Source organism: Cupriavidus sp. USMAHM13, assembly GCF_001854285.1.
In the GTDB taxonomy this organism is placed as follows: domain Bacteria; phylum Pseudomonadota; class Gammaproteobacteria; order Burkholderiales; family Burkholderiaceae; genus Cupriavidus; species Cupriavidus malaysiensis.
This window is the reverse complement of record NZ_CP017751.1, coordinates 3,541,907-3,561,002: the sequence shown is the minus strand read 5'-3', so window position 1 is coordinate 3,561,002 and position 19,096 is coordinate 3,541,907. Positions and strand designations below refer to the sequence as shown.

18 protein-coding genes are annotated in these 19,096 nt (G+C 69.6%); 8 read left to right on the top strand and 10 right to left on the bottom strand.

The annotated features are described in order from the left end of the window. The first annotated feature begins 71 nt into the window (after positions 1–71). Positions 72–710: a peroxiredoxin gene (locus BKK81_RS15695; RefSeq protein WP_071014755.1), complete on the top strand. Its 639-nt coding sequence runs from the start codon at positions 72–74 to the stop codon at positions 708–710. Between the two features lie 172 nt (positions 711–882). On the opposite strand, the gene BKK81_RS15690 is transcribed toward BKK81_RS15695, so the two are convergent. Continuing rightward, positions 883–2,076: an acyl-CoA dehydrogenase gene (locus BKK81_RS15690; RefSeq protein WP_071014751.1), complete on the bottom strand. Its 1,194-nt coding sequence runs from the start codon at positions 2,074–2,076 to the stop codon at positions 883–885. 276 nt (positions 2,077–2,352) lie between these two features. Here BKK81_RS15690 and BKK81_RS15685 point away from each other — a divergent pair, with 276 nt between their 5' ends. Continuing rightward, complete coding sequence (locus BKK81_RS15685; protein WP_071014749.1) at positions 2,353–3,168, top strand: IclR family transcriptional regulator; 816 nt, start codon at positions 2,353–2,355, stop codon at positions 3,166–3,168. Positions 3,169–3,198: 30 nt separating this feature from the next. On the opposite strand, the gene kynA is transcribed toward BKK81_RS15685, so the two are convergent. From kynA to kynB, 3 genes are all read right to left on the bottom strand, one after another. Further along, positions 3,199–4,080, bottom strand: coding sequence for a tryptophan 2,3-dioxygenase (kynA, locus tag BKK81_RS15680; RefSeq protein ID WP_071014746.1), 882 nt, complete (start codon positions 4,078–4,080; stop codon positions 3,199–3,201). Positions 4,081–4,092: 12 nt separating this feature from the next. After that, complete coding sequence (gene kynU / locus BKK81_RS15675) at positions 4,093–5,349, bottom strand: kynureninase (protein WP_071014745.1); 1,257 nt, start codon at positions 5,347–5,349, stop codon at positions 4,093–4,095. 104 nt (positions 5,350–5,453) lie between these two features. Continuing rightward, positions 5,454–6,101: an arylformamidase gene (kynB, locus tag BKK81_RS15670; RefSeq protein WP_071014742.1), complete on the bottom strand. Its 648-nt coding sequence runs from the start codon at positions 6,099–6,101 to the stop codon at positions 5,454–5,456. A gap of 150 nt (positions 6,102–6,251) precedes the next feature. On the opposite strand from kynB, the gene BKK81_RS15665 reads away from it, so the two are divergent. Next, positions 6,252–6,722: an Lrp/AsnC family transcriptional regulator gene (locus tag BKK81_RS15665; RefSeq protein WP_071014740.1), complete on the top strand. Its 471-nt coding sequence runs from the start codon at positions 6,252–6,254 to the stop codon at positions 6,720–6,722. A gap of 36 nt (positions 6,723–6,758) precedes the next feature. Here the strand turns inward: BKK81_RS15665 and BKK81_RS15660 are convergent, their stop codons facing one another. Together BKK81_RS15660 and BKK81_RS15655 are read right to left on the bottom strand one after the other, a co-directional pair. After that, a complete protein-coding gene (locus BKK81_RS15660; protein WP_071014737.1) occupies positions 6,759–7,205 on the bottom strand; it encodes a MarR family winged helix-turn-helix transcriptional regulator in 447 nt (148 codons plus the stop codon). Positions 7,206–7,217: 12 nt separating this feature from the next. Continuing rightward, a complete protein-coding gene (locus BKK81_RS15655) occupies positions 7,218–7,775 on the bottom strand; it encodes a flavin reductase family protein (protein WP_071014734.1) in 558 nt (185 codons plus the stop codon). 142 nt (positions 7,776–7,917) lie between these two features. Here BKK81_RS15655 and BKK81_RS15650 point away from each other — a divergent pair, with 142 nt between their 5' ends. The 5 genes from BKK81_RS15650 to msrA all read left to right on the top strand — a co-directional run bounded on the left by BKK81_RS15650 (position 7,918) and on the right by msrA (position 13,391). Beyond that, complete coding sequence (locus BKK81_RS15650; RefSeq protein WP_071014732.1) at positions 7,918–8,988, top strand: peptidase M29; 1,071 nt, start codon at positions 7,918–7,920, stop codon at positions 8,986–8,988. Beyond that, positions 8,985–9,827, top strand: a complete 843-nt coding sequence (locus BKK81_RS15645; protein WP_071014729.1) for an alpha/beta fold hydrolase — start codon at positions 8,985–8,987, stop codon at positions 9,825–9,827. Before BKK81_RS15650 ends, BKK81_RS15645 begins: the two co-directional genes overlap by 4 nt. Before the next feature lie 154 nt (positions 9,828–9,981). After that, positions 9,982–11,226 (top strand): acyl-CoA dehydrogenase family protein, encoded by a 1,245-nt coding sequence (locus BKK81_RS15640; protein ID WP_071014727.1) that lies wholly within the window; start codon positions 9,982–9,984, stop codon positions 11,224–11,226. Further along, positions 11,223–12,788, top strand: a complete 1,566-nt coding sequence (locus BKK81_RS15635; protein ID WP_083384128.1) for a class I adenylate-forming enzyme family protein — start codon at positions 11,223–11,225, stop codon at positions 12,786–12,788. Before BKK81_RS15640 ends, BKK81_RS15635 begins: the two co-directional genes overlap by 4 nt. Before the next feature lie 60 nt (positions 12,789–12,848). Next, positions 12,849–13,391 carry a peptide-methionine (S)-S-oxide reductase MsrA gene (gene msrA, locus BKK81_RS15630; protein WP_071014724.1) on the top strand — a complete coding sequence of 181 codons (543 nt, stop codon included), beginning with the start codon at positions 12,849–12,851 and terminating at the stop codon, positions 13,389–13,391. Between the two features lie 39 nt (positions 13,392–13,430). Here msrA and BKK81_RS15625 read toward each other — a convergent pair whose 3' ends face one another. The 4 genes from BKK81_RS15625 to BKK81_RS15610 all read right to left on the bottom strand — a co-directional run bounded on the left by BKK81_RS15625 (position 13,431) and on the right by BKK81_RS15610 (position 19,050). Then, entirely contained in the window at positions 13,431–14,501 is a 1,071-nt protein-coding gene (locus BKK81_RS15625) for a DUF72 domain-containing protein (RefSeq protein WP_071014721.1), read from the bottom strand. 40 nt (positions 14,502–14,541) lie between these two features. Continuing rightward, entirely contained in the window at positions 14,542–15,780 is a 1,239-nt protein-coding gene (locus BKK81_RS15620; RefSeq protein ID WP_071014719.1) for an SAM-dependent methyltransferase, read from the bottom strand. Between the two features lie 206 nt (positions 15,781–15,986). Beyond that, positions 15,987–16,625, bottom strand: a complete 639-nt coding sequence (pdxH, locus tag BKK81_RS15615; protein WP_071014716.1) for a pyridoxamine 5'-phosphate oxidase — start codon at positions 16,623–16,625, stop codon at positions 15,987–15,989. A gap of 184 nt (positions 16,626–16,809) precedes the next feature. Then, positions 16,810–19,050 carry an AsmA family protein gene (locus tag BKK81_RS15610; RefSeq protein WP_071014712.1) on the bottom strand — a complete coding sequence of 747 codons (2,241 nt, stop codon included), beginning with the start codon at positions 19,048–19,050 and terminating at the stop codon, positions 16,810–16,812. Between the last annotated feature and the right edge of the window lie 46 nt (positions 19,051–19,096).

Sequence of the window (19,096 nt, the reverse complement as noted above, 5' to 3'; positions counted from 1 at the left end):
GATCGCAATCCGGCTACGCTGGTTCCCATCTGATTTTTGCTTGCGCCATTTCTGTAATCAGGAGGGAAAACATGACATTGCGCCTGGGCGATATCGCCCCCGACTTTGAGCAGGATTCCAGCGAAGGCCCGATCCGCTTCCATCAGTGGCTGGGCAGCGACTGGGGGGTGCTGTTTTCGCATCCGGCCGACTTCACGCCGGTCTGCACCACCGAACTCGGCCTGACGGCCAAGTTGAAGGACGAGTTCGCGCGGCGCAACGTCAAGGTGATCGCGCTGTCGGTGGACGGGGTGGAGTCGCACCGCGGCTGGATCCGCGATATCGACGAAACGCAGGGTACCTCGGTCAACTTCCCAATCCTGGCCGACGCGGACCGCAAGGTGGCCACGCTGTACGACATGATCCACCCGAACGCGAGCGAGACCTTCACCGTGCGCTCGCTGTTCGTGATCGACCCGAACAAGAAGGTGCGGCTGACCATCACCTATCCCGCCAGCACCGGACGCAATTTCAACGAGATCCTGCGCGTGATCGATTCGCTGCAGTTGACCGACAGCCACAGCGTGGCGACGCCGGGCAACTGGCAGGACGGCGACGATGTGGTCATCGTGCCGTCGCTGAAGGACGAGGAAGTGATCCGCCAGAAATTCCCGAAGGGCTACCGGGCGGTCAGGCCATACCTGCGCCTGACCCCGCAACCCGGCAAATGATGCCGGCGTGCCAGGCATAAGCTGCGCGCTCTGCGAAACGGCAGCGGCGCGCCGGGCCTGGGCCCGCGCGCGCCGCGATCGGTGCAGTCAACGACGGGGCAGCCCGTCGTCTCCTTGGTAGTGTGTGTTCGGCCCGGCGCTGCCGGGCCATTTTTCATGCCGGCGGCAGGTTTCAGAAGAAGGCCTGGATGCCGGTCTGGGCGCGGCCCAGGATCAGGGCGTGGATGTCGTGGGTGCCTTCGTAGGTATTGACCACTTCCAGGTTCACCACATGGCGGATCACGCCGAACTCGTCCGAGATGCCGTTGCCGCCGAGCATGTCGCGCGCCACGCGGGCGATGTCCAGCGACTTGCCGCAGGAATTGCGCTTCATGATCGAGGTGATTTCCACCGCGGCGGTGCCTTCGTCCTTCATGCGGCCCAGGCGCAGGCAGCCTTGCAGGCCCAGCGTGATCTCGGTCTGCATGTCGGCCAGCTTCTTCTGGATCAGCTGGTTGGCGGCCAGCGGGCGGCCGAACTGCTTGCGGTCCAGCGTGTACTGGCGGGCGGTGTGCCAGCAGAATTCGGCGGCGCCCAGCGCGCCCCAGGCGATGCCGTAGCGGGCCGAGTTCAGGCAGGTGAACGGTCCCTTCAGGCCGGCCACGCCGGGCATCAGGTTCTCTTCCGGCACGAAGACCTGGTCCAGCACGATTTCACCGGTGATCGAGGTGCGCAGGCCGACCTTGCCGTGGATGGCGGGCGCGCTCAGGCCCTTCCAGCCCTTTTCCAGGATGAAGCCGCGGATGGCTTCCTTGCCGTCGTCGCCGGTCAGCTTGGCCCACACGACGAAGACATCGGCGATCGGCGAGTTGGTGATCCACATCTTGGCGCCGCTCAGCTCGTAGCCGCCCGCGACCTTCTTGGCGCGCGTGATCATCGAGCCCGGGTCGGAACCGTGGTTCGGCTCGGTCAGGCCGAAACAGCCGATCCACTCGCCGGTGGCCAGCTTGGGCAGATACTTCTGCTTCTGCGCTTCGCTGCCGAATTCATAGATCGGCACCATCACCAGCGACGACTGCACGCTCATCATCGAGCGATAGCCCGAGTCGACACGCTCGACCTCGCGGGCGATCAGGCCATAGCTGACGTAGTTCAGACCAGGGCCGCCGTACTGCTCGGGGATGGTGGGGCCGAGCAGCCCGAGTTCGCCCATCTCGCGGAAGATGGCCACGTCGGTCTTCTCGTTGCGGAACGATTCCAGCACGCGCGGTGCCAGCTTGTCCTGGCAGTAGGCGGCGGCGGCGTCGCGCACCATGCGTTCGTCGGCGCTCAGTTGCTGGTCGAGCAGCAGCGGGTCGGCCCAGTGGAATTCGGCGTTTGCGGCCATGGATGTCTCCTTCGGTAATGCAGTCGGGTCAGATGGCCGGCGTGCCGGCCAGGGATGGGAATGCGGTAGCCTGCTGGTCTTGCGTAGTTCCGCATTGCGGAACTTTGTTCCGATGAGTTAGTATAGCGTAAAGATACCGGCCGGCAATAGTGTCGTGGGCCGGCCAGTCCCGGCGCCGGCCGAGGCCCATGCATGCGCTGTCTGCGGCATATGGTGAGATGCGGCGCCGGCCGAATGCTTGCGGGACCGTTCCAATCCGAGCGCAGGAGCGCCATCTTGTCCAACCGCCAATCCACCCCCGCCACCCTTGCCGCTGCCGAGCCGCCTGCGCGCGAAAGCGATCCCAACTTCGTCACCGCGCTGGCGCGCGGACTCGAGCTGCTGCGTTGTTTCCGCACCGGCGAGGCCATGCTGGGCAACCAGGACTTCGTGCGCCGCACCGGCCTGCCGAAGGCCACGGTCAGCCGCCTGGCGGGCACGCTGGTGCAGCTCGGCTACCTGCGCTACGACGACAGCCTGGGTAAGTACGCACTCGATGCCGGCGTGCTGGCGCTCGGCTACGCCTACCTGTCGGCGTCCGACGTGGTGGCGCTGGCGCGGCCGCACATGCTGGCCTTTGCGCAGGCCTACGGCGTGTCGGTGTCGCTCGGCAAGCGCGAGCGGCTGGAGGTGATCTACCTGGAGTCGATCCGCAATGATGCGGGCGTGATGCTGGGGCTGGGGGTGGGGTCGCGCTTGTCGCTGGTGTCCAGCTCGATGGGGCGCGCTTACCTGGCGGCCCTGCCGCAGGCGCGGCGCGAGCGGGTGCTGGCCGAGTTCGCGCAGGCCTTCCCGGAGCAATGGAAGCAGCAGGAGGCGCCGATGCGCGTCGCGCTGGCGCAGGCCGGGCAGGACGGCTACGCAGCCTCGTTCCGCGACTGGCATCCGGCCATCCACGCCTGCGCGGTGGCCTTCCGCCCGGTGGGGGAAAAGGAACTGCACATGCTGAGCTGCAGCGCTTCGTACGGGTCGGTGCCCGAGGCGTTGTTCCGCGATACCCTGGCGCCCGCGCTGCAGGCGCTGGCGGCCAGGTTGTCGGACCCGGCGGCCTGAGCCGGCGGGCCGTCGCGAGCGGAGCGTGCCTTACAGGTCGGTGCGCAGTTTCCAGAGCTCGGGGAACAGCACCACGTCGAGCATCCTGCGCAGGTAGCTGACGCCTTCGGTGCCGCCGGTACCGCGCTTGAAGCCGATCACGCGCTCGACCGTGGTCACATGGCGGAAGCGCCATTGGCGGAAGGCATCTTCGAGGTCGACGAATTTCTCGCCCAGTTCGTACAGTTCCCAGTGCGCGTCCGGCTTGCGGTAGACCTCGAGCCAGGCGGCCTCGACCGAGGCGTTGTAGGCGGTCGGCTGGGTCCAGTCGCGTTCCACGCAGTCCGCGTCGATGGCGAAGCCGCGCCGCGCCATCAGGCGCACCGCCTCGTCGTAGAGGGACGGCGTGTGCAGGGCCGTTTCCACCAGTGCCAGGTGTTCCGGACGGTGCGCGTGCGGCCGCAGCATGGCCGCGTTCTTGTTGCCGAGGATGAACTCGATCTCGCGGTACTGGTAGGACTGGAAGCCGGACGACATGCCGAGGTAGGGCCGCATCGCCGAATATTCCGGCGGCGTCATGGTGGCGAGCACGTTCCAGGCCTGCACCAGCTGGTCCATGATGCGCGACACGCGCGTCAGCATCTTGAACGCCGGCGGCAGCCGGTCTTCCTTCACGCAGTCGCGCGCGGCGCGCAGCTCGTGCAGCATCAGCTTCATCCACAGTTCCGTGGTCTGGTGCTGCACGATGAAGAGCATCTCGTTGTGGTCGGGCGAGAGCGGGTGCTGGGCGCTGAGGATCTGGTCCAGGCCCAGGTAGTCGCCGTAGCTCATGTCCTTGGCGAAGTCCATCTGCGCGCCGTGCCAGCCGTCGGCACCGCCCTGGCCGCCCTGGGCGGCCGCGCCCGACATCGGGCATCCCTTGTGCTGAGTCATGCTGCGCCTCCCTCAGGTCACCGTGCTGCGGATCTGGAAGCGGGCGTCGCGGTAGCTGCCGCTGTCGAGCACGTCGCGCAGCACCTCGACCGCGTCCCACACCTCGGTGAAGCTGGTGTAGAGCGGGGTGAAGCCGAAGCGCGCGATGCGCGGCTCGCGATAGTCGCCGATCACGCCGCGGTCGATCAGGTTGGCCATCACGGCATAGCCATCCGGGTGGGCGAAGCTGACCTGGCTGCCGCGGCGGCCGTGCTCGCGCGGCGTGATGAGTTCGAGCGGGTGGTGGCCGCAGCGCGTTTCCACCAGTGTAATGAACAGGTCGGTCAGTTGCAGCGACTTGGCGCGCAGCGCCTGCATGTCAGTCTGCGCGTAGATGTCCAGGCCGCACTCCACCAGCGCCATCGAGGTGATCGGCTGGGTGCCGCACAGGTAGCGCGCCACGCCGGAACGCGGACGATAGCCGGGTTCCATGGCGAAGGGCGCGGCATGGCCCCACCAGCCCGACAGCGGCTGCCAGAAGGCATCGCGCAGCCCCGGCGCGACCCAGACGAAGGCCGGCGAGCCGGGGCCGCCGTTCAGGTACTTGTAGGTGCAGCCGATGGCGTAGTCGGCCCCGGCTGCGGCCAGGTCGACCGGCACCGCGCCGGCCGAATGGCACAGGTCCCACACCGCCAGCGCGCCCTTGGCATGGGCCAGCGCGGTCAGCCGGGCCATGTCCAGCATCTCGCCGGTCTTGTAGTTGACGTGGGTCACCATCAGCACGGCGGTGTCGGCGCCGAGCGCCGCCTCGATCTGCTCGGGCGAGTCCACCAGCTTGAGCGAGTAGCCCTGCTGCAGCAGGTCGGCCAGGCCCTGGGCGATGTAGAGATCGGTGGGGAAGTTGCTCGACTCGGAGACGATCACCTTGCGCGCGGGATCGCGCGAGGCCTGCACGCGCAGCGCCGCCGCCAGCACCTTGAACAGGTTGATCGAGGTGGTGTCGGTCACCACCACCTCGTCCTGGCCGGCACCGACCAGCGGCGCCAGCTTGTTGCCCAGCCGCTGCGGCAGTTCGAACCAGCCGGCGCTGTTCCAGCTGCGGATCAGGCCGTCGCCCCATTCGTCGGCCACCACCGCGGCGGCGCGTTCGGCCGCCGCGCGCGGGCGCGCGCCGAGCGAGTTGCCGTCGAGGTAGATCACGCCTTCGGGCAGCGCGAACTGCTCGCGCAGGTGACGCAGCGTGTCGTCACGGTCGAGTGCGAGGCAATGCTCGCGGGTCAATGTGGTCATGGCAGGGACAGGTCTGGTCTGGCGGAACGGGCCGGTATCGGAGAGGGACGCGGCAGGGTTGGGCAGGGTTGGAAGGGCCGCCGGGCGGCGGCGCAAAGGTGCGCTCAGCCGAGCGCGCGCAGCACCGCGCGCACCGGGCTGGCGTCGAGGCCGGCCAGGCGCAGCGGCAGCGCGATCAATTCGTAGTCGCCCTCGGGCACCGCATCGAGCAGCAGGCCTTCGAGAATGGCCATGCCGTGGCGGCGCACGGTACGGTGCGCATCCATGGTCTTGGACTCCTGCGGGTCGACCGAGGGCGTGTCAATGCCGACCAGGCGCACGCGGTGCGCGGCCAGCAGCTCGATGGTCTGCGGCGCGATGGCGCAGAAGCCGGGATCCCACTGCGCCAGCGGCGCGCTCCGGTAGCAGCGCAGCAGCACGCGCGGCGGCGTGCCGGTCAGCGCGTGCTCGATGTGGCGGGGCTCGACCAGGGGGGAGGCATCCAGGCAGTGGATGACGCGGCAGGGGCCCAGGTAGGGCTCCAGCGGCACCGCGCCGATCGGCGCGCCGTCGGCCGCGTAGTGCAGGGGGGCGTCGGCATGGGCACCGGTGTGCGGTGACAGCGTGATGCGGCCGACGTTGACCGGGCAGCCCGGGCCCATTTCCCAGGCCGGCTGCTGCTGGAACGGGGTGTCGCCGGGCCAGACGGGCGTGGCCGGCGAGAGCGGCGGGCTGATGTCCCAGAGCTGGCGGGAGGTGGCGTGGTCGGTCATGACGGTGGGTCGCCGCAGGGGCGCGCGCAGGCTGTCGATGTCGGCATGATAAGCAAAAATGCAGGCAAGATGCTTGCTATTTCCACTATGAATGCGATGTCCTATCGCATAGAATTCGAAATAACAGCGTCAAAAAAGAATTTTCTGCGAATGCAACTCGACCCCACCGATCTGCGCATCCTCGCCTGCCTGCAGGAGAACGGCCGTATCAGCAACCAGGACCTCGCCGAGCGCGTGGCGCTGTCGCCTTCGGCCTGCCTGCGGCGCGTGCGCCTGCTGGAGGAGGGCGGGGTGATCGGCGGCTATCGCGCCTGGTTCGATGCCGAGCAGCTCGGCCTGGAGATCGAGGCGATCGTGCAGGTATCGATGCGCCACGACGTCGACGACTGGCACGACACCTTCAATGCCGCCGTGCAGTCCTGGCCCGAGGTGGTGTCCGCCTACATCATCACCGGCGACAGCAACTACATCTTGCGCGTGCAGGCGCGCAACCTGAAGCACTACTCGGATTTCATCGTCAACCGGCTGTACCGCACGCGTGGCGTGATGGACATCCGCTCCAATATCGTGCTGCAGCGGATCAAGACCGGCGGCTCGCCGCTGGATGTGCTGAAGGCCTGATGGTCCCGTTCCGCGAGGGGCGGCGGGTGGCAGGTGTCAGCGCCCGGTGTGCAGCGCGATCAGGCGGCGCAGGGTGTCCTTGAGCTGCTGTCCCTGCTGCGTGCCGAAGTCTTCCAGCACGGCGCGCTCATGGGCGGCGGCCTTGGCCAGCAGCGGCCGCGCGCGCGCGCGGCCGGCCGCCGTGATCCACACCAGGGCGGTGCGGCGGTCGGTTTCGCCGCTGCGGCGCTCGACCAGGCCTTCGGCAGCCATGCGGTCGAGCAGCTTGGTCAGCGTGGGCTGTTTGTTCAGCGTGATCTGCGCCAGTTCGCCGACCGGGCAGCCGCTGCGGTCGGCCAGGGTCGCCAGCACCCGCCATTCGGCCACGCTCAGCCCGGCCGCTTCCACCTGGCGGTGGAATTCCCCCGACACCAGGTGGCTGGCGCGCGCCAGCAAGTAGGCCAGGTAGCCGTCGACGAAGGGCTCGCGGGCGTCGTCCGCCATGGCCGGGCCGGCTCAGTCGCCGAGCGGGGAGGTGGTGGAGAAGGCGCCGCCGTGGAACACCAGGGGGTGCCCGCCGCTGCCCGGCACGCCGCAGCGTTCCACTTCGCCGACGAAGATGATGTGGTCGCCCTCGTCGTAGCGGCTGCGGTTATGGCATTCGAACCAGGCCAGGGCATTGGCCAGCACGGGCAGTCCGGTCTCGGACAGGCGGTAGTCGACGCCGGCGAAACGGTCGCCTTTGAGCGTGGCGAAGCGCTGGCACAGGTCGAGCTGGGAGGCCGACAGCACATTGATGATGTAGTGCGAACCGTCGCGGAACATCGGCAGGCTGTTGGCGGTGGTGGCCATGCTCCACAGCACCAGGGGCGGGTCCATCGAGACCGAGTTGAACGAGCTCGCGGTGATGCCGACGAAGGGCGTGCCGGCGCCGGATGCCGCGCGCGTGGTGATGATCGTCACCCCGGTGGCGAACTGGGACAGGGCGCGGCGGAAGTGCTTGGCGTCGAAGTCGGGAGAGGCGGCGCGGCCGGCGTGGCGGGGGGCGTGCGGCTCGGGCTCAGGCATGCCCATGTCTCGGGCTCCACTGGAATCCATGAAATTTCATATATTATTTGCGCCAGGGCCAGGAATCACAAGCACAAGCTAAGCACACGCCAAGGCGCTGGCCGCCCGCCATCGGTGGGATCGCGCACACAAGGCAGGAGGAGATGACATGCTCGTCGAGCAGATCGAACACCGCTGGCTGGCGGCGTTCCGGCGTACCCTTGAACTTTGCGGCCTGACCGGCACGGAGGTCGTGGGCATTGTAACGGAGTCCCAATCCCGGCGCGTCAACGTGGAATTGGCCGAGCTGGCGGTGCAGTCGCTTGGCGCCACGCCGGTGCGGATCCAGGTGCCGACGCCGGCACTGAGCGCGCCGGCACCGGTGCGCTCCACCGGCGCGAGCGACGCGCTGCAGCAACTGGTACCGGTGGTGGCCGCCCTGTCGCGCTGCCACCTGGTGCTGGACTGTACCGTCGAAGGCCTGCTGCACGCGCCCGAACTGTCGCACATCCTGCGCGGGGCCGATGGCGTGGTGCCGCGCCTGCTGATGATCAGCAACGAGCACCCCGAGATCCTGGAGCGCTGCCTGCCCGACCCGGCGCTGGAAGGCAGCGTGCGCGCCGCCATGAAACGGCTGCGCGGCGCGCGCGAGATGCGCGTCCACAGCGCCGCCGGCACCGAGCTGCGCATCGGGCTGGGCGAGGCACGCGTGGGCGGCGTCTGGGGCTACTGCAACAAACCCGGGCAGGTCGCGCACTGGCCCGGCGGCCTGTGCCTGGCCTTCCCGGCACGCGGCCAGGTCAACGGCACCCTGGTGCTGGCGCCGGGCGATGTCAACCTGACCTTCAAGACCTATCTGCGCGATACCGTGGTCTGTCATATCGAGGATGACTACATCCTCGCCATCGAGGGCCAGGGCGTGGATGCCGACATGATGCGTGGCTATTACGACGCCTGGGCGCAGCGCGAGGGCAACCGCGACGCCTACGCCGTCTCGCACGTGGGCTGGGGCCTGAATCCGGCCGCGCGCTGGGACGCCATGACCTTCTACGACAAGCGCGACTGCAACGGTACCGAGCTGCGCGCCTTCGCCGGCAATTTCCTCTATTCGACCGGCGCCAACGAGGTGGCCGGGCGGCATACCCTGGGACACTTCGACCTGCCGCTGCGCCATTGCACCATCACGCTGGACGGGCACCCCGAGGTCGAGCAGGGCCGCCTGACGGAGGCCGCCGCATGAGCCCGACGCCATCCACGCCGGCCGGCGCGCCGGCACGCCGCCTCCATGCCAACGGCATCGCCACGCTGGAGCAGGGCGAGGGCACCGTGACCGTGGTCCTGCTGCACGGCATCGGCGGCGGCAAGGCCGCCTGGCCCGAGCAGCTCGCCGCGCTGGCCCGGGCCGGCTACCGTGCGCTGGCCTGGGACATGCCCGGCTACGGCGACAGCGCCCTCATCGACCCCTACGACTTCGACGGGCTCGCCGCCGCCCTGGCGCCGCTGCTGCAGGCCGAGCGTGCGGCCGGCCGGCGCGTGGTGCTGCTCGGCCACAGCATGGGCGGCATGGTGGCGCAGCAGGCCTGCGCCGCCACGCCGGCGCTGATCGACGGCATGGTGCTGTCAGGCACCTCGCCCGCCTTCGGCAAGCCCGGCGGCGACTGGCAGCGCGACTTCGTCGCCGCGCGCACCGCGCCCCTGGACGCCGGCCGCAGCATGGCCGAGATGGCGGCGGGGCTGGTGCGGGCCATGGTGGCACCGGATGCGCCGCCGGACGGGGTGGCGTTCGCCACCGCCGTGATGGCCGCGGTGCCACCCGCTACCTACCGTGCCGCGCTTGGCGCGCTGGTGCGCTTCGACCAGCGCGAGGCGCTGGCACGCATCGCCGTGCCGGTGCTGGCGCTGGCCGGCGAGCACGACAACAATGCCGCGCCCGCGGTGATGGAGCGCATGGCGCAGCGCATTGCCGGTGCCGAGTACCACTGCCTGCCCGGCGTGGGCCATCTCGCCTGCATGGAGCAGCCGGCGCTGTTCAATGCGGCGGTGCTCGACTTCCTCGCGCGGCGCTTCCCGCCCGCCTGAGCGGCCTGCCTGGCCGGCTTGAGCGGCTGCATCCGCTGCCTTCCGGCGACTGCTCTGCGCTGGCAGGGCGTACACCTCACCCCGTGCCGGCCTTGCCGGCCACCACCAGAACTGGCGCCGGCCCTCGCCGGCGGCGCCTACAGGAGACCGCGACATGCCCTTGGATTTCACTCCCGCCGTCGGCGGCGCCGATTTCACCGAAGCGCAGGCGCGCCTGCTGGCGCTGGCCAATCGCCTCGGCCGCGAGTCCTTCGCGCCGCGCGCCGCGACCTGGGATCGCGAAGCCAGCTTTCCCTTCGCCAACTACGACGACTTGCGCGAGGCCGGCCTGCTGCGCCTGTGCGTGCCGCGCGCCTTCGGCGGCGAGGGCGCGGATTTCGCCACCTACTGCATGGTCGGTGCCGAGATCGGCCGCTTCTGCGGCGCCACCGCGCTGACCTACAACATGCACATCTGCTCAACGATGTGGACCGGCGTGCTGGCCGACGGCATCGGCATGACGCCCGGGCAGCGAGCCGAGCACGAGGCGCGCCGCGAGCTGCATTTCGCGCGCGTGGTGCGTGATGGCGCGATCTACGCCCAGCCCTTCTCCGAAGGCTCGGCCGCCGCTGCCGGCAAGGCACCGTTCGGCACCAGCGCGCGCAAGGTCGAGGGTGGCTGGGTGCTGAACGGGCGCAAGATCTTCGCTTCGCTGTCGGGCGCGGCGGACTATTACGGCATCCTCTGCACGGAAGACCGCGGCGACCAGCATCCCGACATGCGCGACACGCTCTACATCGCCGTGCCGGGCAGGGCCGAGGGCGTGAGCGTCACCGGCGAGTGGGATCCGCTGGGCATGCGCGGCACGGTATCGCGCACGCTGCTGCTCAAGGATGTGTTCGTGCCCGATGCCGAGCAGCTGATGCCGCGCGGCGTCTACCACAAGGCGGCGCAGACCTGGCCGGCGATGTTCTTCACGCTGGCGCCGACCTACCTCGGCGTGGCGCAGGCCGCCTACGACTTCACCGTGCAGTACCTGCGCGGCGAGGTGCCGGGCCAGCCGCCGGTCAAGCGGCGCATGTACCCGACCAAGCAGATCGCGGTGGCGCAGATGCGCATCCAGCTGGAAAACATGCGCTCGATCTTCTGGCGCGTCATCCACGAGGCGCGCCCCGATCCGTCCAAGGACGAGCGCCTGCGCCTGTACGCCGCGCAGTACACGGTGATGGAGGGCGCCAACGACATCGCGCGGCTGGCGATCCGCACCTGCGGCGGCCAGTCGATGCTCAAGGACCTGCCGCTCGAGCGCCTCTACCGCGACTCGCGCTGCGGCGCCCTGATGCTGCCCTGGACCGCCGAACTGGTGCTCGACCGCATGGGCCGCGAAACGCTGTACGAAGCCGGCGAGCGCGACGAATGAGCGCCGCCGTGAGCGCTTCCGCTGCCGCCGGCGGGGCCGGGCAGGCAGCCACCCTGGCCGAGGCGCTGCAGGCGCAGGCGCTGGCCGCGCCGCAGCGCCCGGCGCTGCATCATCGCGGCCAGACCTTGTCGTACGGCGCATTGTGGCAGCGGGCGCAGGCGGTGGCGGCCAGCCTCGCGCGCGATTGGGGCATAGGCCATGGCGACCGCGTCGCCACGCTGTGCCTGAACCACGAACGGCAGCTGGCCCTGCTGTTCGCCTGCGCGCGGCTGGGGGCCATCCTGGTGCCGCTGAACTACCGGCTGGCCGTGCCAGAACTGCAAGCGGTGGCGCAGCATGCGCAGCTTGCCGTGCTGTTCCACGACGACATGCATGCCGCGCAGGCGCGGGAGGTTGCGCAAGGCCTGTGCCGGCACGGGCCGCTCGGCGGGCTGGGCGAGGCGCTGCCGGATCCCGCGGCCGGCGGCTCGGGCGGCCCTGGTGGCGCCGTGGACGGTGCCACGCCGCTGCTGCTGGCCTACACCTCGGGCACCACCGGCCAGCCCAAGGGCGCGCTGCACACGCAGGCGGGCATGCTGGCCAACGCGCGCGCGAGCTGGTGGGCGCACGCCCTGCAGCCGCAGGACCACGTACTGTCGGTGCTGCCGCTGTTCCACGTCGGCGGCCTGTGCATCCAGACGCTGCCGGCGCTGCTGGCCGGCGCACAGGTCACGCTGCACGACCGCTTCACGCCGGAGGGCTGGCTGCAGGCGCTGGCGCTGCAGCGGCCGACCCTGGCCCTGATGGTGCCGGCCACCTTGCGCGCGGTGCTGGAGCATCCGGACTGGCCGGCGGCCGACCTGTCCTCGCTGCGCGGCGTGATGGCCGGTTCCTCGCCGATCCCGCTGTCCTATCTCGAGGCCTTCCACCGGCGCGGCGTGCCGCTCGGACAGGTCTATGGCGCCACCGAGACCGGCCCGGTGTCGGTAGCGCTGCGCCTGCCGCAGGCCATGGCACGCGCCGGCGCCGCAGGCTGGCCGCACGCCGGCGCCGAGGTGCGCCTGGTGACGCATGCCGGCGGCGAGGCCGAGCCGGGCGAGGTGGGCGAACTGTGGCTGCGCGGCGACAACCTGATGCAAGGCTACTGGCGCGAGCCCGCGCATCCCGACTTCGTCGACGGCTGGTTCCGCTCGGGCGACCTGGCGCGGCGCGATGCCGATGGCTGCCTGACGGTGGTGGGCCGCAGCAAGGACATGATCATTTCGGGCGGCGAGAACATCTATCCGGCCGAGATCGAGAATGCGCTGCTGGCCCTGCCAGGCGTGCAGGAGTGCGCGGTGGTGGGCCTGCCCGATCCGCGCTGGGGCGAGGTGCCGGTGGCCGCCATCGTGCCGGCACCGGACGCCGACCGCGAGGCGCTCGGCGGCGAGCGCCTGCGTGCCGCGCTGGATGGCCGCATCGCCCGCTTCAAGCTGCCGCGCGAGGCCGTGCTGCTGGACGCGCTGCCGCGCAGCGCGCTGGGCAAGGTGCTCAAGCCGCAACTGCTGGCGCTGCTGGCCCGACCGGCGCGGCCGCGCGGCTGATGCCTGACGCTGCGCGGGGCAAGCGGCTATGCTAGAGGCATTGCCAAGGGAGCGAAGTCTATGGAAAACGGACTGGAGATCGCCACGCTGGGTGGCGGCTGTTTTTGGTGCCTGGAGGCCGTGTACCAGCAGGTGCGTGGCGTCAAGGCGGTCGAGTCCGGCTACAGCGGCGGCCATCTGCGCCAGCCGAGCTACGAGGAGGTGTGCAGCGGTGACAGCGGACATGCGGAGGTGGTGCGCGTCAGCTTCGATCCGTCCGTGGTCACCTACCGCGAGATCCTCGAGATCTTCTTCGCCATCCATGACCCGACCACCTTGAACCGCCAGGGCAACGATGTCGGCACGCAGTACCGCTCGGTGATCTTCACCCATTCGCAGGCCCAGCGCGCCACCGCCGAGCATGTGCTCCACGAACTGGAGGCGGGCAAGGTGTTCGATGCCCCCATCGTGACCCAGGTCGAGCCCGAACAGCCGTACTGGCGTGCCGAGGAGGGCCACCAGAACTACTACCAGGACCATCCGGGGCAGGGCTATTGCGCCGTGGTGATCTCGCCCAAGCTGGCCAAGTTCCGCGCCCGCTTCGCCGAGTTGCTGCGGCGCTGAAGCGCCCGGCCGGGGCCGCCGTGTCCGGTAGCCCCGGCTTCAGCCCTGCCAGCGCGCGGCGATGGCTTCGGCCAGCCGGATACAGCTCAGCGGGGCCGAGCCCTCGGCCTTGTTGCTGACGATCACGTAGGCCGGCTGGCCGGCGCGCAGCGTGCGCACCACTACGTCCGCGATGGCCTCGCGCGTCGGCACATCTTCTTCCACCAGCTTGTCGAAGGGCGCGTAGATCGATTCCGCCAGCTCGTACGGCCGGCCGCCATGCAGCATCCAGCGCAGCACCAGCGGGCCGGGCCGGCCTTCGTCGAGCAGGGCCTGGGCCGCGGCCTGGCGTGCCACCGGCGGCAGGCGGTCGCGCGCCGACAGGCAGAAGCGCACGCCGCGCGCGCGCAGCAGCTTGATGTAGCGCGGCGTCAGCAGCGCGGCGTCGCGCAGCTCCACCGCGTAGCAGGCATGCGGCGTGAGGCTGGGGTCGAGCGGCGGCAAGGCCGAGAGGAAGGCGTCCAGGCGCGCCAGGAAGGCGCAAGCATCGTCGGCCATGGCTGCCAGCGGCGATAGCTGGAACAGCAGCGGACCGCATTTCGCACCCAGCCCGGCGGTGGCCGGTTCGATGAAATCGCGGATCGCGATGGCGCTGTCCAGGAAGGCGGCGTTGGCCAGCCGGCCCGCACCGTCGGGGCCGCGCAGCCAGGCGTCGCAGACGCTGGCCGGCGCCTTGACCAGGAAGCGGAAATGCTCGGGTACCTGCGCCGCGTAGGCCAGGTGGTCGGCCAGCGGGATGGGAGCGTAGAAACCGCGGTCGACGCCCGCCGCGCGCAGCAGCGGATGGTGCGAATAAGCGGCCAGCCCCTTGCGTGAAAGCAGGCTCTCGCTGTATTCGCCCTGGTAGACCAGCCCGTCCCAGCCGGGGTAGGACCACGTGGATGTCCCCAGGTGCAGGCCAGGCGGCAGGCGCGCGGCGAGCGCCGCCAGCGCCGGGTCGGGCGGCATCGGCAGCACCGCCTTGCCGCGTGCGGCGCGGGGCGGCGGGACGGGGGAGGGGATGGCCGGATCGGGGCCGGAAGGGGCGCCCGCCGCGCCGGGCGGCAGGTCGCCGAACAGGTCAGCGGTCAAATCGTCGGTCGGAGTCGCGTCCGTCGCGGGCGGGCCCGGCTCAGGACTTGTCGTACATATAGCGGCGCGACCACGGCAGCGTGGTGGCGGACCTGCCTGCCTTGCGGCACACCACCTGGAACAGCGCCATCTGGTCGGTCTCGAAGGCGTGCGCGCAGCCCGCCAGGTAGATGCGCCAGATGCGGTATTTCTTCTCGCCGACCATGGCGCGGATGGTTTCGCCCTGCTGCTCGAAGCGGTCCGCCCAGTTGTGCAGCGTTTTCATATAGTGCCGGCGCAGTCCCTCCACGTCCAGCGCCTCGAGGCCGCCCTTCTGCATGGTGGTCAGCACCAGGCCGATATGCGGCAGCTCGCCTTGCGGGAACACGTAACGGTCCATGAACTCGGAACCATCCATCGGCGAGGTACCGATGTCGGGGTCGGGCGAGGTGATGCCGTGGTTCATGGCGAAGCCATCGTCGGCCAGCAGCTCGCGGATGCGGCTGAAGTAGGCGATCAGGTTCTTCTTACCTACGTGCTCGAACATGCCGACGCTGGTGATGCGGTCGAAGGTGCCCCGGATGTCGCGGTAGTCCTGCAGGCGGATCTCGACGCGGTCCGCCAGGCCTGCTGCCTTGACGCGCTCCGTGGCCAGGTCGAACTGGTTCTGCGACAGGGTGATGCCGACGCAGCGTGCGCCGAATTTCTGCGCTGCGCGCAGTACCAGCGCGCCCCAGCCGCAGCCGATATCGAGCAGGGTCTGTCCCGGCTGCAGGCGGATCTTGGTCAGGATGTGGTCGATCTTCTGCAGCTGGGCGGTGGCGAGGTCTTCGTCGCCGCGCTCGAAGTAGGCGCAGGAATAGACCATGCCGGGATCCAGCCACAGCTTGTAGAAGTCGTTGGAGACGTCGTAGTGGTACTGGATCGACGCCTTGTCTTCCTGCTTGCTGTGCGTGAAGTGGTGCGCCACCTTGGCCAGCGCGCCGCCGGCGCGCCGGGTCGCCGCCGCGGACAACTGGTAGCCGACCGAGATGATGTCGGCCAGCTTGCCGTCGAGGTCGATCTTTTCCTGGACGTAGGCTTCGCCCAGGTTGTCCAGGCTCGGGGTCAGCAGGAAGGGCAGGGCGGCGGCCTCGCGCACGGTCAGGGTGACGGCCGGGCGCTCGAACCTGCCCAGCGCATATTCCATGCCGTTCCACAAGCGGAGTTGCACGGGAATGTCGGCGTTCTCGCGCAGGTCGGAGATCCAGTGATCCAGTTGCTTGTCCAGCTGCTTGTCGAATGCTTGCTTGAAAAACATGCGGCCATCCTCCGGAGGGTTACGGCGCACTCCCCGCGACCACTGCCACGCGCGCAGGCACGAAACCCGCACGCCGCCGTGGGGTGTTGCCAACAAGTCGGTAAAGCAATATGGATGGCACTTTACGCCAATTCTTTTTCTTGTGCAGAGACCGCCCCAGCAACAATCCGGATCAACCCGATGCCCGCTCTCGGAAGGGAAGGCGCTCAGGGCGAAAGCCGCACGATATGCCAGCTGCCATCGTCCTGGCGCCGGTAGCCGATGCGGTCATGCAGGCGCGACGGGCGTCCCTGCCAGAATTCGATCCAGTTCGGCACCAGCCGGTAGCCGCCCCAGTGCGTGGGGCGCGGCGGGTTTTCGCCGAACTTCGCGCGGAAGTCGGCCTCGCGCTGTTCCAGTACCTCGCGGCCGCTCACTTCCCGGCTTTGCTCGGACGCCCAGGCTCCCAGGCGCGAACCCAGCGGCCGGGTGGCGTAATAGGCATCGCTTTCGGCCTCGGTGACCTTCTCGACGCGGCCTTCCACGCGCACCTGGCGCTCCAGTTGCACCCAGTGGAAGAGCAGGGCCGCGCGAGGGTTGACGGCGAGGTCCAGGCCCTTGCGGCTTTCGTAGTTGGTGAAGAAGGTGAAACCCTGCTGGTCCAGGCCCTTGAGCAGCACGATGCGCGCGGACGGCTGTCCGTCGGCGTCGACCGTGGCCAGCGTCATGGCGTTCGGCTCCGGCAGTTTCGCGTTGATGGCTTCGTCGAACCAGCGCTGGAACTGCTGCATGGCATCGGCGGCCACATCGGTTTCGGAGAGCGCGCCCAGCACGTAGGTGCGGCGCAGGTCAGCAAGTTGAGTCATGTCGGATTCAATGGGAGATCGGCGCGGCGCCGGAGCCGGCAAGCGTGCCGGCCACATCCGCTCTTCGAGTATAGCGAAAGCACCGCGGGCGGATTTGCGCAGGCGCAAGTGCTGCGGGGGCCATTGGTGCGCGGCGGTGTCCGACAGCGGGAGCGATCTTGCCTAGCGGCATGGCATGCTCCGGTCAGCCGCCCTGGGTATACGTATCCGCCCGGCCTTGCCGGATCGGCGGGGGCGGCGCAGGCGGGTCTGCCCCCTTGTCCGGCCTGGGGTCGTGGCTGGGGCCAGACGCGGGGCGCGGTGGCACGGGGGTGCCCGGACGGTGCTGCAGCTCGCCCAGCAGCTTGCTGCATTGGCTGTCCTGCCTGGATGACAGCTCGGTCAGGGGCAGGATGGCCGTGGCCACCGGCGCCAGCACGGCGAGCGCGATGACGCTGCCGGCGCGCAGCGCCAGCACGCCGGCATCGGGGCTGACCGAGGGATGCTGGAAGGTGCCGCCGACGTAAAGCGGAGCATTCAGCGAGAGGAGCCGCACGCCCTTGGCCTCGGGGCGCACCGTCAGGGCCAGTTTCTCGTCGCTGAGGTCGATGGCGCCGGTGGTGCGGATCACGGCGGCGTCGGTATCGAGCACGAAGGTGCGGGCGGTGGCAATGCCCTTGTCGAAGCCGAAATCGCTGACACCGCATCGGATGCGCACCGGCTTGTCGCCGAACAGCTTGGTCAGCACCACGCTGCCTACGTTCAGGCCCATCGCTTCCAGCAGGAACTTGCTGATGGTGCCATCCTCGACCAGCAGCCGGGCCTCGCCGTTGGCGCTGCCCAGCATGGCCGCCACGGAGTTGCCGCGCGCCCCCAGGCGCGCGCTGCCGTTGAGCTCGCCGAGGCTGGCCTTCATCGATTCGAAGGTAGGAAAGAGCTGCTTGAGTTTCAGGTGGCGTGCGGTCACGTCGATGTTGGCGGCCAGCGGCGCACGCTTGCCATCCAGCTTCAGTGTGGAAACCAGGCTGCCGCCGGCCACGCCGAAATCGAGCGGATCCAGGGTCACTACGCCATCGCGCAGCAGCAGGTGGCCGTGCAGGTCAGTGACAGGCAGCGCCTTGTCGCGCACGATGCGCTTGCCGGCGAAGGTCACGTCGGCATCGATGCTGTCCCAGCGCTCGGTGCGGAAGGGCGCCACCGGCAGGGCCTTGCCGGCCGGCTGCTTGACCGGGCTGTCTACCGCAGCCCTGCCCGGCTTGGCGTCGGCACCGATCAGCGGCGCCAGGTCGACCAGCCGCAACTCGGACGAAGCGACCTTGCCGGACAGCAGCGGGCGCGGCTCGTGCTGGGCGAAGGTAAGCGAGCCCGACAGGTCGCTGCCGCCGAGCCGCCCGCTGAAGTTCTCGTAGCGGTACACCGAAGCGCCAGTCTGCAGCGTGGCGCGCAGTCTCCCGCGCGTCTCGTAGGGCGGGGTCGTGGGCAGGGTGATGCCGGTCAGCGGATAGAGCCGGGCCAGGTTGTCGCCGCTCAACTGCAGCCGGACGTCGAGCGCTGCGAGGTGGGCCGGGTTGGTCAGGGTGCCTTCGAGGGCCACGCGCGTGTTACCGATGCGGACATCGGCCTGCAGCGGGAAGGGGGTGTCGCTGTCGCGCAGGCTGAGCACGCTGCCGGCCTTGCCGCTGCCGCTGATGGTGGCCTGGTTGTAGCGTCCGCTGGCTTTCCAGCGGATGCCGTAGGGCGAGTCCCCGGGCTCGGCGGCGGCCGCGCTGCTGCCGGCGGCGGAGGCGGCGGGCGGGGCCGCCGCCGCGGCGGATGAGGCGGCCGGGCCCGCCAGGGTGGCGGAGGCGCTCTGCGCGTCGCGCGCGCGGTCGCCGTACAGGCCGTCGTCGCCGATGGTGTCCACGGCGGCCTGCAGTTCGATCTTCTGCACCTTGTCCGACAGGGCCAGGTTGCCGCGCGTCAGCACCACCTCATCGACGTCCAGGCCCCAGTGCGGCGCGGTGCCGCCACCGCCGAGCGTGAAGGTCCAGTTGTTGCGCTGGTCGGCCAGGCGTTCGAGCCAGACCGTGGGGCTGTCCAGTACCAGGCGGGGAATTTCGATGCGGCGCGCCAGCAGCGGTAACGGACGCAGGACGAAGACCAGTTCGCCGATGCTGAGCAGGTTGGGCTCGCGCGCCCAGTCCGGGTTGCCGACGGTGATGTCGCGGGCCGACAGGCGTGGCCACGGCACCCAGGTGCGCCAGCCGATTTCGCCGACGGCGCTGCGCCAGGTCAGGACGAGGTCCCCGTTGATGGCGAAGGGCCGGCCGATGGCGTCGGACACCTTCTGGTTGAGCCAGGGCTTGAGGCGGTTCCAGTCGAAGGTGAGCAGCAGGATGACGATCAGGCCGACCAGCACCAGTGGTGTCAGCAGGCTCCAGGCGACAGCCTTGCGGCGCAGGGACATGGGGACGGACTCCTGGGCGGGGAACGGGCGCTCACCATGGTGTGGC

Coding starts and splice junctions, on each gene's coding strand:
- BKK81_RS15695 (WP_071014755.1), top strand. CDS start 72: ATGACATTGCGCCTGGGCGATATCGCCCCCGACTTTGAGCAGGATTCC.
- BKK81_RS15690 (WP_071014751.1), bottom strand. CDS start 2,076: ATGGCCGCAAACGCCGAATTCCACTGGGCCGACCCGCTGCTGCTCGAC.
- kynA (WP_071014746.1), bottom strand. CDS start 4,080: ATGACTCAGCACAAGGGATGCCCGATGTCGGGCGCGGCCGCCCAGGGC.
- kynU (WP_071014745.1), bottom strand. CDS start 5,349: ATGACCACATTGACCCGCGAGCATTGCCTCGCACTCGACCGTGACGAC.
- kynB (WP_071014742.1), bottom strand. CDS start 6,101: ATGACCGACCACGCCACCTCCCGCCAGCTCTGGGACATCAGCCCGCCG.
- BKK81_RS15665 (WP_071014740.1), top strand. CDS start 6,252: ATGCAACTCGACCCCACCGATCTGCGCATCCTCGCCTGCCTGCAGGAG.
- BKK81_RS15660 (WP_071014737.1), bottom strand. CDS start 7,205: ATGGCGGACGACGCCCGCGAGCCCTTCGTCGACGGCTACCTGGCCTAC.
- BKK81_RS15655 (WP_071014734.1), bottom strand. CDS start 7,775: ATGGGCATGCCTGAGCCCGAGCCGCACGCCCCCCGCCACGCCGGCCGC.
- BKK81_RS15650 (WP_071014732.1), top strand. CDS start 7,918: ATGCTCGTCGAGCAGATCGAACACCGCTGGCTGGCGGCGTTCCGGCGT.
- BKK81_RS15645 (WP_071014729.1), top strand. CDS start 8,985: ATGAGCCCGACGCCATCCACGCCGGCCGGCGCGCCGGCACGCCGCCTC.
- BKK81_RS15640 (WP_071014727.1), top strand. CDS start 9,982: ATGCCCTTGGATTTCACTCCCGCCGTCGGCGGCGCCGATTTCACCGAA.
- BKK81_RS15635 (WP_083384128.1), top strand. CDS start 11,223: ATGAGCGCCGCCGTGAGCGCTTCCGCTGCCGCCGGCGGGGCCGGGCAG.
- msrA (WP_071014724.1), top strand. CDS start 12,849: ATGGAAAACGGACTGGAGATCGCCACGCTGGGTGGCGGCTGTTTTTGG.
- BKK81_RS15620 (WP_071014719.1), bottom strand. CDS start 15,780: ATGTTTTTCAAGCAAGCATTCGACAAGCAGCTGGACAAGCAACTGGAT.
- pdxH (WP_071014716.1), bottom strand. CDS start 16,625: ATGACTCAACTTGCTGACCTGCGCCGCACCTACGTGCTGGGCGCGCTC.
- BKK81_RS15610 (WP_071014712.1), bottom strand. CDS start 19,050: ATGTCCCTGCGCCGCAAGGCTGTCGCCTGGAGCCTGCTGACACCACTG.